Origin of the sequence: Delftia lacustris (assembly GCF_040267515.1) — a bacterium.
GTDB classification, from domain to species: Bacteria; Pseudomonadota; Gammaproteobacteria; order Burkholderiales; family Burkholderiaceae_C; genus Comamonas; species Comamonas tsuruhatensis.
In genome coordinates, this window is record NZ_CP141274.1 from 1,754,286 (window position 1) to 1,767,920 (window position 13,635).

Consider the following 13,635-nt stretch of genomic DNA (forward strand, 5'->3'; position numbering starts at 1 on the left):
GTGTCCTGAGTCAGTCGCGGCGTTTCTGCCGGGCGTAGGTCTGCTGCATCACCACCTGGGTGTTGCTCTTGCGGCCATGGGCAATGGCCGTGATGCGATAAATCACCTGGGGCTGCATGTAAAGGGCCAGTCGGGGTGAGCCGTTGGCGATGACGCCCGAGTTCCCTGCGTTGACGTCATAGGGCAGGATCTCTATCCAGTACCAGCCTCCCTTTCCTGCCTCACGATTTGCCAGGATGGAGTCGCTCTTTCCGCCAGCGATGGCGCCCGTGAACTGGCCGTAGCGTGCGCCGACGTCAGCGGCAGTCATCTGGCCCAGCGTGATCCCTTGGCCTTCGTCCGCGTTGTTCCAGAAGTCCTGAGGTCCCGTGCGCTTGGTGCACAGGCCATCGCGGCATCCAGTGGGTGTGGCCTCAGCGAGGCTGGCCAGCAGCAGGCCGACTTCCCCGGTTTCCCGGGGGAACTGTGCGATGCCTGCACCGCTGCGGCAGACGGATGGCTGGCTGCTGCTGGCGGCGCAGGCGGCGCCGCTGGCCTGTTCGCCCCGAATATCCAGTTCGGCATCCTGCAGCAAGGCCTGTGCAGCCTCCAGGGCACGCTGGTAGTCGGCATCGTTGCCCACGAACATTTCGTTGAACAGTGCGCTGCGCGACGCCCACAGGGCGAGCAGCATGGACAGCATGACCAGGACCACCACGATGAACAGGGCGATGCCTTTTTGGCGCTGCGCTGCGCAGGTGTGGGCATGTCGCATGCCTGCAGCCTTGTGCGTCATCCGGCCAACCCCTGGCTGCGCAACTGGTACACGCTGCGAAAGACCATGTGCAGGCGCCGCGTCCTGGGCGCAGGCAGCGTGGCCATGTGGATGGATTCGGCCGTACCGTCGCTGTCGGCGCAGTCGGTATAGCTGCTGTTGGCGGGCATGTCGATGGCCTCGTTGCCGAAGAGCACCAGGCAGACCTCGGCGCCGACGACGCGAGGCCAGTCCTGGCCTACGGCGGCTGCGTTGACATACTGGATGCGGGCGGCGCCCCCCGGCGCCTGGATCAGGTAGCGCACCTGGAAGTTGGCGACGTTCCTGGCGAGGGGCTGGGCACCCGCGGAGGGCGCTCCGGCGCAGCGCAGGGTGTTTTTACTGGCGTCCAGGACAAAGCGGCTCAGGATGAGGCTGTCGCTGTTGGTCTGCCCCAGGCAATTGCGCTGCAGTGAGGTCTCGATGGCCGATGTGTGCAGCGGCTGCGTGTAGTTGCTGTAGCCCACGGCGAGCTTGTATTGGGAGCGCCCGGGTGCATCGAGGCCCTGGATGGTGTCGTGCACGGGGTTGAAGTCCAGTGCGCCCGCCTCGAATGCAACGGGGTCTGCCACGTCAATGGCTTCTGTTGCCTTCTTGTGTGATGCAAGAAGCAGCCGCAGGGACCCCGCCTGCCGGATCTGCCGGCCCATGACACGGAAGAGATGGGAAGCCTGCTGTTGCAACTGACCGGCATCGCTGACGGTGGCGGACACGGCGCGTGACGCCATGAGTGCGCCCATGGCCACGCCGATGATCAGCAGTCCCAGGAAAAGTCCGACCAGCAGTTCGACGAGGCTCAGGCCGCGTTGACGCGGTCTGGCCGCAATGGCGGTGGCGATGCGATGGGGATTCATGGGCCTGCGCAGAAGAGCTGGACTGCGTTGTTTGCAAGGTAGGGAGCGCAGCGAGCGCTGAGTGCGATGTATTGCAGGTGGCAGGTTCTGCCTGCAGGACAGGCCATGGCCTGATCGCCGTGCATGCGATCGCCATCGCCATCAAGCCCGATGGGGTCCTTGTAGTCGGCCTTGCCGGACTTTTCGTTCTCGCGCCAACTGATCATGATCCCCAGCTGGCGCCCATTGCCGGCGCTGGCGGCTGCCTCGTCTCCTGCGAGGAAGACCTTGGCGGCCCCGCCTGGCAGCAGTTGGCGAACGGATGCCTTCCATCGTGCGAGGTGGTAGCTGGCCATTGCGTCCGGGCCGCATGCGGCGGCACTGCAGTCGGCGACGGATTCGGGGGTGTGATTCCAGTCGGAAACGTAGCGGCCGATCTGTCCGAGGGAGTTGGGGTTGGCGTGCGTGCGCTCGCTGAGGTCCTCGATCAGCCGGATGGCCTGGGCGCGGCGCACGCCGCTTTGGTTGTCGGCCAGGGTGCGCATCTGCAGTCCCAGGATTCCCAGAACACCCAGGGCCGTGATGACGGTGGCGACCAGGGTTTCGATCAGGGTAAAGCCATTGGGATGCCGATTGCGGGTACGAGTCAGGCGCATGGAATACCCTCCTGGCCGACCACCCGGATGCGTCCGCCGGACGAAACGCAAATGCCTTGGGTTGCGGCGGAAGTGATTCCGGCCGGAGATGGCGCAATGGCGAAACCCATGGCGGTGAGTCCGCCCAACTGACCCCAGCGGTCCACACTGATGATGGAGGCAGACCGGGAGCGGGTGACGAGGGTGCGGGCGGGCGTGTCGAAGCGCTGCAGCTCCTCCTTGGGATCCCAGTGCCTGTTGCCATTGCGGTCGGCGAACACCACCCAGCCGCAGCCCCAGTCGGCGTGCTGCGCCGCCAGGGTGCAGCCCTTGGTGCCTTGGGGCAGTTTCTGGATGAAAACGCCCCCACCCCGACGCACGGCTTCGGAGCGCGCGTACTGCAGCGTCGATTGCAGGGCCTCGACGGTCTGGCGAACACGCCAGCGCTCGATGATGAGGTTGAAGCTGGGAGCTGCCAGCGTGGTGAGCACGGCGAGGATGGCGACGACCACCATCAACTCGATGGCAGTGAAGCCTTCGGCGCCCGGGCGAGCCTGAGGCCTGGTCGATGACATGTCTTGAATCCCTCCCCGTCGATTGGCTTGCGCAACGCTGGTTGTTGCTGCTTGTTTCGTGCGCCGCTCAATCTATTGGGGTTGTTCGTGCATGTCTTTCAGACCAATCTGTTTCTTTGGTCAAAAAATAGGAGTTGTGCAGTGAATGGGGCTGAATTCAGGCGTGCAGAGGTGCGAAAAAATCCAATGATGGCAAGGCTTTGCCGGATTTTTGGGTATTCGAGGCCGGCCTAGGACTGTTTCTGGGAGCGTGTCAGCGCTGGCGTCTGCCCGGCGGCTGCCCGGTGTATCCGGCGCATGCTCCGGCGTTGTGCCTGCCCTGGCATTCGCGGTAAAGCCGCTTGTCGCGTTGCTCGGGCGACTCGTCTGAGCTGCTGCGCTGCGTCGGCACCCGGACCCGCTGCCCGCCCTTTTTGCGCTTGGCGCCTTGCGCAGCCGATGCGTCGGCGCGATGGGACGCAGCCTGGGCAGGCAGGGCCAGGCCCAGGGCCGCGACCAGGCAGAGCAGGGTGCATTGCCGCAGCTGCGCTTGTCGGGTCGATGGAATGAATGAAAAACGCACTGCCATGGCGTGGCCCTCCCTTGGTGTATGGAATGCCTGCGCACCACATATCCGTGCTTCGTGACGGCATGCCTTTGGCGCGGGCTTTGCGGGATTCTGGGCGGCCAGCAGGCCGAAGTGGCAAAGGGCGCAAATCAGGTGTGGATGCCGGTCCGGGCGTGCTTGTTATAATCCCAGGGTTTTGCATGGTGCAAGACGCACGTCGGGGCCTTTCCAGTCCCGGCGCAAGTAACCAAGGCTGCCTCCTTGCTTTTGTCTTTGAGGCGCCAATTTCCAAGGAAAAAAAATGATCGCATCTTCCGTGAAGGCTGAAGTCGTCAAGTCCAACGCACGCTCTGCCAACGACACTGGTAGCCCAGAAGTGCAAGTGGCCCTGCTGACCGCACGCATCAACGAGCTGACCCCTCACTTCAAGCAACACGCCAAGGACCACCACGGTCGCCGTGGCCTGCTGCGCATGGTGAGCCGCCGTCGCAAGCTGCTGGACTACCTCAAGTCCAAGGACGCTGATCGCTACACCGCACTGATCGCCAAGCTGGGCCTGCGCAAGTAAGCACGGTGGGAGATCGAAACGCCTGAGTTAGCCTGTCTAGCTCAGGCGTTTTTTACTTCGGAGAAAGCAAGACAGAGCGAAGCTGTGTCATTCCATTGCTGCGGATTTGATAGCAAGAAATCCAGCAATGGAATGGCATCGTGTTCTGAATTGCTCTCCATCATGGCCGGATGAGTGCATCTGGCCAACATTCCCTAGGAGCAACAATGTCCATCTTCAACAAAGTCACCAAGACCTTCCAGTGGGGCCAGCACACGGTCACCATGGAAACCGGCGAGATCGCCCGCCAGGCTTCCGGCGCCGTGCTGGTCAACATCGATGACACCGTGGTGCTGGCCACCGTGGTGGCGTCCAAGCAGGCCAAGTCCGGCCAGGACTTCTTCCCGCTGACCGTCGATTACATCGAGAAGACCTACGCCGCAGGCAAGATCCCCGGCAGCTTCTTCAAGCGTGAAGCCAAGCCCAGCGAACTCGAAACCCTGACCAGCCGCCTGATCGACCGTCCGATCCGCCCGCTGTTCCCCGAAGGCTTCTACAACGACGTGCATGTGGTCATCCACACCGTGTCGCTGAACCCCGAAGTCGATGCCGACATCGCCGCCCTGATCGCCACGTCGGCCGCCCTGTCCGTGTCGGGCATTCCGTTCAACGGTCCCATCGGTGCCGCCCGCGTGGGCTACATCAATGGCGAGTACGTGCTCAACCCCGGCCAGACCCAGCGCAAGGATTCGCAGATGGATCTGGTCGTGGCCGGTACTGAAGCTGCCGTGCTGATGGTGGAGTCCGAGGCGCAGCAACTGCCTGAAGACGTGATGCTGGGCGCCGTGGTCTTCGGCCACGAGCAAGGCCGCATCGCCATTGACGCCATCCATGAACTGGTGCGCGAAGCCGGCAAGCCCGTCTGGGACTGGGTCGCTCCCGCCAAGGATGAAGAGCTGATCGCCAAGGTGGCAGCACTGGGTGACGAAGCCCTGCGCGCGGCCTACCAGATCCGCAACAAGCAAAGCCGCACGCAGGCCTGCCGCGAAGCCTACGCCGCCGTGAAGGCCGGCCTGACGGCCCAGGGCGTGGAGTTCGACGGCGTCAAGGTCGAAGGCATGCTGTTCGACATCGAGGCACGCATCGTTCGCAGCCAGATCCTGGCCGGCGAGCCGCGCATCGACGGCCGCGACACGCGCACCGTGCGTCCCATCGAAATCCGCAACTCCGTGCTGCCCCGCACGCACGGCTCGGCCCTGTTCACGCGCGGCGAGACGCAGGCCCTGGTCGTGTCCACGCTGGGCACCGAGCGCGATGCACAACGCATCGACGCGCTGGCCGGCGAGTTCGAGGACCGCTTCCTGTTCCACTACAACATGCCTCCCTTTGCCACCGGCGAAGTGGGCCGCATGGGCTCGACCAAGCGCCGCGAAATCGGCCACGGCCGTCTGGCCAAGCGCGCCCTGGCGGCCTGCCTGCCCAGCAAGGAAGAATTCCCCTACACCATCCGCGTGGTGTCGGAAATCACCGAGTCCAACGGCTCCTCGTCCATGGCCTCGGTCTGCGGCGGCTGCCTGTCGATGATGGATGCAGGCGTTCCGATGAAGGCCCACGTGGCCGGTATCGCCATGGGCCTGATCAAGGAAGACAACCGCTTCGCCGTGCTGACCGACATCCTGGGTGATGAAGATCATCTGGGCGACATGGACTTCAAGGTGGCTGGCACCACCAGCGGCATCACTGCGCTGCAGATGGACATCAAGATCCAGGGCATCACCAAGGAAATCATGCAGGTCGCCCTGGCCCAGGCCAAGGAAGCGCGCATGCACATCCTGGGCAAGATGCAGGAAGCCATGGGTGAAGCCAAGGCCGAGATCTCGTCCTTCGCTCCCAAGCTGTACACGATGAAGATCAACCCCGAGAAGATCCGTGACGTGATCGGCAAGGGCGGCTCCACCATCCGTGCACTGACCGAAGAGACCGGCACGCAGATCGACATCGGCGAAGACGGCACCATCACCATCGCTTCCAGCGATGCCGCCAAGGCCGACGAAGCCAAGCGCCGCATCGAAGAGATCACGGCCGAAGTCGAAATCGGCAAGATCTACGAAGGCCCGGTCACCAAGATCCTGGACTTCGGTGCTCTCGTGAACCTGCTGCCCGGCAAGGACGGTCTGCTGCACATCAGCCAGATTGCCCACGAGCGCGTGGAGCGCGTCGCCGACTACCTGCAGGAAGGCCAGATCATCAAGGTCAAGGTCATGGAGACCGACGAAAAGGGTCGTGTCAAGCTGTCGCTGAAGGCGTTGACCGAGCGTCCTGCCGGCATGGAGCGCAGCGAGCGCCCCGCGCCTGCCGAGCGTGAGTTCCGCCAGCCGCGTGAGCCCCGCCAGCAACGCGAGTACCGCGAGCCGCGTGAACCTCGCGAGCCCCGTGAAGGCGGTCGTCCGGCTGCCGAGGGCGAGCAGCAACAGCAGCAGTAATGCCCGGCAAGGCCGTTCCCCAAAAAGGGGGGGCCTTGCAGGTGCATGCGGTGACTGGAAAAAGCGCTGACCTGTTCAGCGCTTGTGGCATTTTTGACAGGGATTGCGAGGTCGAAAAATGGAAAAGCAAATCATGCGTGCCGTGGAACTCACGGACTTTGGTGGTCCCGAGGTCTTGCGCCTGGGCGAGCGTCCGCTGCCCGTGGCCGGCGCGCAGGAGTTGCTGATCCAGGTCTCGGCCAGCGGTGTCAATCGCCCTGATGTGTTGCAGCGCAAGGGGCACTACGCCCCGCCGCCCGGTGCCTCGGATCTGCCCGGGCTGGAAGTGGCCGGGGTGATCGTGTCGGGTGACGACGAGGCCATGCGGCTGGCAGGCCTGCGCGTGGGCGACCGCGTGTGCGCGCTGCTGGCCGGTGGTGGCTATGCGGAGTACTGCGTTGCGCCAGTGGCCCAGTGCCTGCCCATCCCGGCGGGGCTCAGCGAGGTGGAGGCTTCGGCATTGCCTGAAACCTTCTTCACCGTCTGGAGCAATGTGTTCGATCGCGGCGCCTTGCAGGCGGGCGAAACCCTGCTGGTGCAGGGCGGCAGCAGCGGCATTGGCGTGACGGCCATCCAGTTGGCCAAGGCGCGTGGCGCCACGGTCATCGTGACGGCTGGCTCCGATGCCAAATGCGCCGACTGCCTGAAGCTGGGCGCCGACCATGCCATCAACTACCGTACCCAGGACTTTGCCGCGGAGGTGCAGCGCATCACCGACGGCAAGGGCGTGGACGTGATCCTGGACATGGTGGCGGGCAGCTATGTGGCGCGCGAAGTGCAGAGCCTGGCCGAGGATGGCCGTCTGGTCATCATTGCGGTGCAGGGCGGCATCAAGGCGGAGTTCGATGCGGGCCTGGTCCTGCGCCGTCGCCTGCTGGTGACGGGCTCCACGCTGCGTCCGCGTCCTGTCGCCTTCAAGGCGGCCATCGCCCAGGCGCTGCGGCGCGAGGTCTGGCCGCTCATCGAGGCAGGCGGTATCCGCCCTGTGATTCACAGCACCTTTGCTGCCGCTGATGCCGACAAGGCGCACGCGCTGATGGAGTCGAGTCAGCACACCGGCAAAATCGTTTTGACGTGGTAACCATGAAGAAGAAACTCATCGTCGGCAACTGGAAGATGAATGGCAGCCTGGCTGCCAATGCCGTGTTGCTCAAGGCCCTCAAGCAGGGGCTGCCCGAAGGTGGAAATGCGGGTGTGGCGGTGGCTGTGCCGGCCGCCTATCTGGCCCAGGCCCAGGCCGAGCTTGCAGGGTCGTCCATTGGCGTGGCTGCGCAGGATGTGTCGCAGCATGACTCGGGCGCCTACACGGGCGAGCTTTCGGCTGCCATGCTCCAGGATTTTGACGTGCGCTACACCTTGGTGGGGCACTCGGAGCGTCGCCAATACCATGGTGAAACCGATGCCGTGGTGGCCTTGAAGGCGCAGGCTGCGCTGGCCAAGGGCGTCACGCCCATCGTCTGTGTGGGCGAAACGCTGGCAGAGCGCGAGGCGGGGCAGACCGAGGAAGTCGTCAGGCGCCAGCTGGCAGCCGTGATCCATCAGGTGGGGCAGTGCATCAGTGAGCTGGTCGTGGCCTACGAGCCTGTCTGGGCCATCGGCACCGGCAGGACCGCAACACCCGAGCAGGCGCAGCAGGTGCATGCCGTGCTGCGCGCCCAGCTGGCGGCTGCCAGCCGGCAGGCTGACCGCATCCCCTTGCTCTACGGCGGCAGCATGAATGCCTCCAATGCAGCCCAGCTTCTGGCCCAGGCCGACATTGACGGTGGTCTTGTGGGTGGGGCGTCGCTCAAGGCGCCGGATTTCCTGACCATCATCGCTGCGGCCCAGTGAGCCGGAGCAGTTTCTCCATTCGCTTTTTTAGCTCTCGCGTTACTAGCAGGTACAACCAATGAATGCATTCGCAAGCGTGATCCTCGCCGTCCAGATGCTGTCGGCACTCGGCATGATCGGCCTGATCCTGATCCAGCACGGAAAGGGCGCCGACATGGGCGCCTCGTTCGGCAGCGGCAGCTCCGGCAGCCTGTTCGGTGCCTCGGGCAGCGCGAACTTTCTGTCGCGCTCCACGGCAGGCCTGGCCACGGTGTTCTTCGTGACCACGCTGGCGCTGGCCTATCTGAGCAATGCGCGCCCCGTCAGCTCGGGCAGCGTGCTGGAAGGCGCGGCCCCCATCACGGCACCGGCTCCCGCCGTCCCTGGCGCTGCTGGCGAAGTGCCTGCTCCTGCGGCAGGTCAGGCGCCTGCTGCCGGTGCTGAAGGTGCGGCCCAGATCCCCACGAAATAATTTCGAACAAAGCCCTCGGTCCTCCTGGTCTGAGGGTTTTTCAGAGTAGAATCTAGAGATTGTTCGGTAGGCGGAATCTTTGCAACGAAGATAAAGAGCCAGCCGAAATCGAGACGTAGCCGTCGTGGTGAAATTGGTAGACACGCTATCTTGAGGGGGTAGTGGCGAAAGCTGTGCGAGTTCGAGTCTCGCCGACGGCACCAAGATATAACTAAGAGCCTGCCCTGCTGATCAGGCTGATCGGTGCGGGCATGCCTTTCAAGGTAGCCGCACACGATGAACATCGACCAGTATCTTCCCGTTCTCTTGTTCATTCTCGTCGGCATGGGTGTCGGCGTAGTCCCCCTGGTACTGGGGTATGTGCTGGGTCCGAACCGGCCCGATGCCGCCAAGAACTCTCCCTACGAATGTGGCTTCGAGGCCTTCGAAGACGCGCGCATGAAATTCGATGTGCGCTACTACCTCGTCGCCATCCTGTTCATCCTATTTGATTTGGAAATCGCCTTTCTGCTGCCCTGGGCCGTTGCGCTTCGGGACGTGGGTGGGGCTGGTTTCGCCGCTGTCCTGATTTTCCTGACCGTTCTCGTCGTGGGCTTTGTCTACGAATGGAAGAAGGGTGCGTTGGACTGGGACTGATGCGGGTTCACTAAGGAAACACGATGATCGAAGGCGTGATGAAGGAAGGCTTCATCACCACGAGTTACGACTCGGTGGTGAATTGGGCCAAGACGGGCTCGCTGTGGCCCATGACATTTGGTCTGGCCTGCTGCGCGGTCGAGATGATGCACGCTGCGGCGGCGCGTTACGACATTGGCCGCTTTGGCTCGGAAGTCTTCCGTGCCAGCCCCCGCCAGTCGGACCTGATGATTGTGGCCGGCACCCTGTGCAACAAGATGGCGCCCGCCATGCGCAAGGTCTATGACCAGATGTCCGAGCCGCGCTGGGTCATCTCCATGGGCTCGTGCGCCAATGGCGGCGGCTACTACCACTACAGCTATTCCGTGGTGCGTGGCTGCGACCGCATCGTGCCGGTCGATGTCTATGTGCCTGGCTGCCCCCCCACGGCGGAAGCCCTGATCTACGGCATCATCCAGCTGCAGCAGAAGATCCGCCGCACCCATACCATCGCTCGCGTCTAAGGGCTAGATGATGACTGCTATTGCGATTCACCCCGAAGTGCTTCGGGATGTGGTGGCTGCTGCCTTGGGCGACAAGGCGCGCAGCGTGACCGTGGCCCTGGGCGAGGTGACGGTCGAAGTGTCCGCTGCCAACTATCTGGAGGCCATGCAGGTTCTGCACAGCGCCCCGGATTGCCGGTTCGAGGTTCTGGTGGACCTGTGTGGCGTGGACTATTCCACCTATGCGGAAGTCGGCCGCGAAGGGCCGCGCTTTGCCGTGGTGTCCCACCTGCTGTCGATCAGCCTGAACCAGCGCCTGCGCGTTCGCGTCTTCTGTACCGACGACGATTTTCCGGTGGTGGCTTCGGTCACTCCCATCTGGGCCGGCGCCAACTGGTTCGAGCGCGAGGCGTTCGACCTGTTCGGCATCGTCTTCGATGGCCATGACGACCTGCGCCGCATCCTGACCGACTACGGCTTCATCGGCCATCCCTTCCGCAAGGACTTCCCGCTGTCGGGCCATGTGGAGATGCGCTATGACCCCGAGCAGCAGCGCGTGGTGTACCAGCCGGTCACCATCGAGCCCCGCGAGATCACGCCGCGGATCATCCGCGAAGACAACTACGGGGGCCTGCACTGAAGGCGCTGCAGGCGCCTTTTTGATGGACGACCATGGCTGAAATCAAGAACTATTCCCTGAACTTTGGTCCGCAGCACCCGGCAGCGCACGGCGTGCTGCGCCTGGTGCTGGAGCTCGACGGTGAAGTGGTGCAGCGTGCAGACCCGCACATCGGTCTGCTGCACCGCGCGACGGAAAAACTGGCAGAGAGCAAGACCTACATCCAGTCGCTGCCCTATATGGACCGGCTGGACTACGTGTCCATGATGTGCAACGAGCACGCCTACTGCCTGGCCATCGAGAAGCTGCTGGGCATCGAAGTGCCCATTCGCGCCCAGTACATCCGCGTGATGTATTCGGAGATCACCCGCATCATGAATCACCTGATGTGGCTGGGCTCCAGCGGCAACGATGCAGGCAGCTCCACGACGCTGATCTATACCTTCCGTGAGCGCGAAGACCTCATGGACATGTACGAGGCGGTCTCCGGCGCGCGCATGCACGCGGCCTATTTCCGTCCGGGCGGCGTCTACCGCGACCTGCCCGACACCATGCCGCAGTACAAGGCCAGCAAGGTGCGCAATGCGCGCTCGGTCGAGGTCATGAACCGCAACCGCCAGGGCTCGCTGCTGGACTTCATCGACGACTTCACGCAGCGCTTCCCCAAGTGCGCCGACGAGTACGAGACCCTGCTGACCGACAACCGCATCTGGAAGCAGCGCAACGTGGACATCGGCGTGGTGACGGCCGAGCGTGCCATGAACCTGGGCCTGACCGGCCCCATGCTGCGTGCCTCCGGCGTGGCCTGGGACATGCGCAAGTCGCAGCCCTACGAGGTCTATGACCGCATGGACTTCGACGTGCCCGTGGGCAAGACCGGCGACTGCTACGACCGCTACTTGGTGCGCGTGGCCGAAATGCGCCAGTCCAACCGCATCATCAAGCAGTGCGTGGACTGGCTGCGTGCCAACCCGGGCCCGGTGATCGTAGACAACCACAAGATCGCCCCGCCGCCGCGCGAAGGCATGAAGTCCAACATGGAAGAGCTGATCCACCACTTCAAGCTCTTCACCGAAGGTTTCCGCGTGCCCGAAGGCGAGGCTTACGCGGCCATCGAACACCCCAAGGGGGAGTTCGGCATCTACATCGTGAGCGACGGGGCCAACAAGCCCTACCGCCTGAAGATCCGTCCGCCGGGATTCGCCAATCTGTCCGCCATGGACGAACTGTGCCGAGGCCACATGCTGGCCGACGCCGTGATGGTGCTGAGTACCCTGGACATCGTGTTTGGAGACGTTGACCGATGATTACCGAAGCGACCAAGGAGCGCTTTGCGCGCGAGGTGGCCAAGTACCCGGCCGACCAGAAGCAGTCGGCCGTGATGGCCTGCCTGTCCATCGTGCAGCAGGAACAGGGCTGGGTCAGTCCCGAGAGCGAGGCCGTGATCGCCGAGTTCCTGGGCATGGCCGAGATCGCGGTGCACGAAGTCACCACGTTCTACAACATGTACAACCAGCGGCCGGTGGGCAAGTTCAAGCTGAACGTCTGCACCAACCTGCCCTGCCAGCTGCGCGACGGCTACAAGGCGCTGCACCATCTGGAATCCCGCCTGGGCATCAAGATGGGCGAGACCACGCCCGACGGCATGTTCACGCTGCAGCAGTCCGAGTGCCTGGGTGCCTGCGCGGATTCGCCGGTGATGCTGGTGAACGACCGCTGCATGTGCAGCTTCATGAGCAACGAAAAGCTCGACGAACTGATTGACGGCCTGCGCGCCGCGGAGGGCAAGGCATGAACGCCGCCGCACAATCGGTCCTGGCCAGGTTTGCCGCTTCGGGCAGCGAGACCTGCTTCCACGACCGCCACATCAATCCCCAGATCTATGCCGATCTGACCGGCGCCAACTGGTCCATCAAGGACTACGAGGCACGCGGCGGCTACCAGGCGCTGCGCAAGATCCTGGGCAAGGACGGCAGCGAAGGCCTGACGCAGGATCAGGTGATCGCCACCGTCAAGGAGTCGGGGCTGCGCGGCCGCGGCGGCGCAGGTTTCCCCACGGGCCTGAAGTGGAGCTTCATGCCCCGCCAGTTCCCGGGCCAGAAGCACCTGGTGTGCAACTCGGACGAAGGCGAGCCGGGCACCTGCAAGGACCGGGACATCCTGGTGCACAACCCCCACATCGTGATCGAGGGCATGATCATCGCGGCCTACGCGATGGGCATCTCCCTGGGCTACAACTACATCCACGGCGAAATCTTCGAGGCCTATGAGCGCTTCGAGGCCGCGCTGGAGGAAGCCCGCGCTGCCGGCTACCTGGGCGACAACATCATGGGCAGCAGCTTCAGCTTCCAGCTGCACGCGCACCATGGCTTCGGCGCCTACATCTGCGGCGAAGAGACTGCGCTGCTGGAGTCGCTGGAAGGCAAGAAGGGCCAGCCGCGCTTCAAGCCGCCGTTCCCCGCCAGCTTCGGCCTGTACGGCAAGCCCACCACCATCAACAACACCGAAACCTTTGCGGCCGTTCCCTGGATCATCCGCAACGGCGGTGCTGCGTACCTGGAGTGCGGCAAGCCCAACAATGGCGGTACCAAGATCTTCTCGGTCAGCGGCGACGTCAACCTGCCCGGCAACTACGAAGTGCCGCTGGGCACGCCCTTCAGCAAGCTGCTGGAGCTGGCCGGTGGCGTGCGCACGGGCCGCAAGCTCAAGGCCGTGATCCCCGGCGGATCGTCCTCGCCCGTGCTGCCGGCCGACATCATCATGGAATGCACGATGGACTACGACTCCATCGCCAAGGCCGGCTCCATGCTGGGCTCGGGCGCCGTGATCGTGATGGACGACTCGCGCGACATGGTCGAGAGCCTGCTGCGCCTGTCCTACTTCTACCAGCACGAGTCCTGCGGCCAGTGCACTCCCTGCCGCGAAGGCACGGGCTGGCTGTGGCGCGTGGTCAACCGAATCGAGCACGGCGAAGGCCGTCCTGAAGACATCGAGCTGTTGGACTCGGTGTCCGTGAACATCATGGGGCGCACGATCTGTGCGCTGGGCGATGCGGCAGCGATGCCGGTGCGCGCCATGATCAAGCACTTCCGCCACGAGTTTGAAGCGAAGATCCAGAACGCTTCCAAGCAGACGGTCCACGCCGCCTGATCGCGAGAAAAGCAT

16 protein-coding genes and 1 tRNA gene are annotated in these 13,635 nt (G+C 63.8%); 12 read left to right on the forward strand and 5 right to left on the reverse strand.

Features of this window, described 5'->3' with window-relative positions; all coding sequences use genetic code 11:
* Positions 1-10 precede the first annotated feature (10 nt).
* The 5 genes from U6958_RS09395 to U6958_RS33330 form a co-directional block, all read right to left on the reverse strand.
* Positions 11-775, reverse strand: coding sequence for a PilX N-terminal domain-containing pilus assembly protein (locus U6958_RS09395; RefSeq protein ID WP_016447720.1), 765 nt, complete (start codon positions 773-775; stop codon positions 11-13).
* A complete protein-coding gene (locus U6958_RS09400; RefSeq protein WP_047326636.1) occupies positions 772-1,647 on the reverse strand; it encodes a type IV pilus assembly protein in 876 nt (291 codons plus the stop codon). The genes U6958_RS09395 and U6958_RS09400 overlap by 4 nt, the downstream gene beginning before the upstream one ends.
* Complete coding sequence (pilV, locus tag U6958_RS09405; protein ID WP_074921030.1) at positions 1,644-2,282, reverse strand: type IV pilus modification protein PilV; 639 nt, start codon at positions 2,280-2,282, stop codon at positions 1,644-1,646. The genes U6958_RS09400 and pilV overlap by 4 nt, the downstream gene beginning before the upstream one ends.
* A complete protein-coding gene (locus U6958_RS09410) occupies positions 2,273-2,836 on the reverse strand; it encodes a GspH/FimT family pseudopilin (protein ID WP_016447717.1) in 564 nt (187 codons plus the stop codon). Before U6958_RS09410 ends, pilV begins: the two co-directional genes overlap by 10 nt.
* Before the next feature lie 253 nt (positions 2,837-3,089).
* The gene (locus U6958_RS33330; RefSeq protein ID WP_074921029.1) at positions 3,090-3,404 is read right to left on the reverse strand and encodes a hypothetical protein; all 315 of its coding nucleotides are present in this window, start codon (positions 3,402-3,404) and stop codon (positions 3,090-3,092) included.
* A 280-nt stretch (positions 3,405-3,684) separates the two neighbouring features.
* Between U6958_RS33330 and rpsO the strand changes: the two genes are divergently transcribed.
* The 12 genes from rpsO (at position 3,685) to nuoF (ending at position 13,620) form a co-directional block, all read left to right on the forward strand.
* Entirely contained in the window at positions 3,685-3,951 is a 267-nt protein-coding gene (gene rpsO, locus U6958_RS09415; RefSeq protein WP_012206984.1) for a 30S ribosomal protein S15, read from the forward strand.
* Between the two features lie 206 nt (positions 3,952-4,157).
* A complete protein-coding gene (pnp, locus tag U6958_RS09420; RefSeq protein ID WP_074921028.1) occupies positions 4,158-6,413 on the forward strand; it encodes a polyribonucleotide nucleotidyltransferase in 2,256 nt (751 codons plus the stop codon).
* 118 nt (positions 6,414-6,531) lie between these two features.
* Positions 6,532-7,533 carry an NAD(P)H-quinone oxidoreductase gene (locus tag U6958_RS09425; protein ID WP_083393569.1) on the forward strand — a complete coding sequence of 334 codons (1,002 nt, stop codon included), beginning with the start codon at positions 6,532-6,534 and terminating at the stop codon, positions 7,531-7,533.
* Positions 7,534-7,535: 2 nt separating this feature from the next.
* The gene (gene tpiA, locus U6958_RS09430) at positions 7,536-8,282 is read left to right on the forward strand and encodes a triose-phosphate isomerase (protein ID WP_074921027.1); all 747 of its coding nucleotides are present in this window, start codon (positions 7,536-7,538) and stop codon (positions 8,280-8,282) included.
* 58 nt (positions 8,283-8,340) lie between these two features.
* On the forward strand, positions 8,341-8,733 hold the full coding sequence (gene secG, locus U6958_RS09435) for a preprotein translocase subunit SecG (protein ID WP_016447712.1): 393 nt from the start codon (positions 8,341-8,343) through the stop codon (positions 8,731-8,733).
* Between the two features lie 118 nt (positions 8,734-8,851).
* Positions 8,852-8,936, forward strand: a tRNA-Leu gene (locus U6958_RS09440).
* Positions 8,937-9,009: 73 nt separating this feature from the next.
* A complete protein-coding gene (locus U6958_RS09445) occupies positions 9,010-9,369 on the forward strand; it encodes an NADH-quinone oxidoreductase subunit A (protein WP_012206979.1) in 360 nt (119 codons plus the stop codon).
* 23 nt (positions 9,370-9,392) lie between these two features.
* Entirely contained in the window at positions 9,393-9,872 is a 480-nt protein-coding gene (locus U6958_RS09450; RefSeq protein ID WP_012206978.1) for an NADH-quinone oxidoreductase subunit B family protein, read from the forward strand.
* Between the two features lie 10 nt (positions 9,873-9,882).
* Positions 9,883-10,491, forward strand: a complete 609-nt coding sequence (locus U6958_RS09455; RefSeq protein ID WP_026062051.1) for an NADH-quinone oxidoreductase subunit C — start codon at positions 9,883-9,885, stop codon at positions 10,489-10,491.
* Positions 10,492-10,523: 32 nt separating this feature from the next.
* Positions 10,524-11,777, forward strand: coding sequence for an NADH-quinone oxidoreductase subunit D (locus U6958_RS09460; protein WP_016447710.1), 1,254 nt, complete (start codon positions 10,524-10,526; stop codon positions 11,775-11,777).
* Positions 11,774-12,265, forward strand: a complete 492-nt coding sequence (nuoE, locus tag U6958_RS09465; protein WP_016447709.1) for an NADH-quinone oxidoreductase subunit NuoE — start codon at positions 11,774-11,776, stop codon at positions 12,263-12,265. Before U6958_RS09460 ends, nuoE begins: the two co-directional genes overlap by 4 nt.
* Entirely contained in the window at positions 12,262-13,620 is a 1,359-nt protein-coding gene (gene nuoF, locus U6958_RS09470; protein ID WP_016447708.1) for an NADH-quinone oxidoreductase subunit NuoF, read from the forward strand. The genes nuoE and nuoF overlap by 4 nt, the downstream gene beginning before the upstream one ends.
* Positions 13,621-13,635 lie beyond the last annotated feature (15 nt).

What these genes read in the sequence shown, in the direction of transcription:
- U6958_RS09395 (WP_016447720.1), bottom strand. Translation starts at nt 775, where the DNA reads ATGACGCACAAGGCTGCAGGCATGCGACATGCCCACACCTGCGCAGCG.
- U6958_RS09450 (WP_012206978.1), top strand. Translation starts at nt 9,393, where the DNA reads ATGATCGAAGGCGTGATGAAGGAAGGCTTCATCACCACGAGTTACGAC.
- rpsO (WP_012206984.1), top strand. Translation starts at nt 3,685, where the DNA reads ATGATCGCATCTTCCGTGAAGGCTGAAGTCGTCAAGTCCAACGCACGC.
- U6958_RS09400 (WP_047326636.1), bottom strand. Translation starts at nt 1,647, where the DNA reads ATGAATCCCCATCGCATCGCCACCGCCATTGCGGCCAGACCGCGTCAA.
- U6958_RS09445 (WP_012206979.1), top strand. Translation starts at nt 9,010, where the DNA reads ATGAACATCGACCAGTATCTTCCCGTTCTCTTGTTCATTCTCGTCGGC.
- nuoE (WP_016447709.1), top strand. Translation starts at nt 11,774, where the DNA reads ATGATTACCGAAGCGACCAAGGAGCGCTTTGCGCGCGAGGTGGCCAAG.
- U6958_RS09425 (WP_083393569.1), top strand. Translation starts at nt 6,532, where the DNA reads ATGGAAAAGCAAATCATGCGTGCCGTGGAACTCACGGACTTTGGTGGT.
- U6958_RS09455 (WP_026062051.1), top strand. Translation starts at nt 9,883, where the DNA reads ATGACTGCTATTGCGATTCACCCCGAAGTGCTTCGGGATGTGGTGGCT.
- tpiA (WP_074921027.1), top strand. Translation starts at nt 7,536, where the DNA reads ATGAAGAAGAAACTCATCGTCGGCAACTGGAAGATGAATGGCAGCCTG.
- pnp (WP_074921028.1), top strand. Translation starts at nt 4,158, where the DNA reads ATGTCCATCTTCAACAAAGTCACCAAGACCTTCCAGTGGGGCCAGCAC.
- nuoF (WP_016447708.1), top strand. Translation starts at nt 12,262, where the DNA reads ATGAACGCCGCCGCACAATCGGTCCTGGCCAGGTTTGCCGCTTCGGGC.
- U6958_RS09410 (WP_016447717.1), bottom strand. Translation starts at nt 2,836, where the DNA reads ATGTCATCGACCAGGCCTCAGGCTCGCCCGGGCGCCGAAGGCTTCACT.
- U6958_RS33330 (WP_074921029.1), bottom strand. Translation starts at nt 3,404, where the DNA reads ATGGCAGTGCGTTTTTCATTCATTCCATCGACCCGACAAGCGCAGCTG.
- secG (WP_016447712.1), top strand. Translation starts at nt 8,341, where the DNA reads ATGAATGCATTCGCAAGCGTGATCCTCGCCGTCCAGATGCTGTCGGCA.
- pilV (WP_074921030.1), bottom strand. Translation starts at nt 2,282, where the DNA reads ATGCGCCTGACTCGTACCCGCAATCGGCATCCCAATGGCTTTACCCTG.
- U6958_RS09460 (WP_016447710.1), top strand. Translation starts at nt 10,524, where the DNA reads ATGGCTGAAATCAAGAACTATTCCCTGAACTTTGGTCCGCAGCACCCG.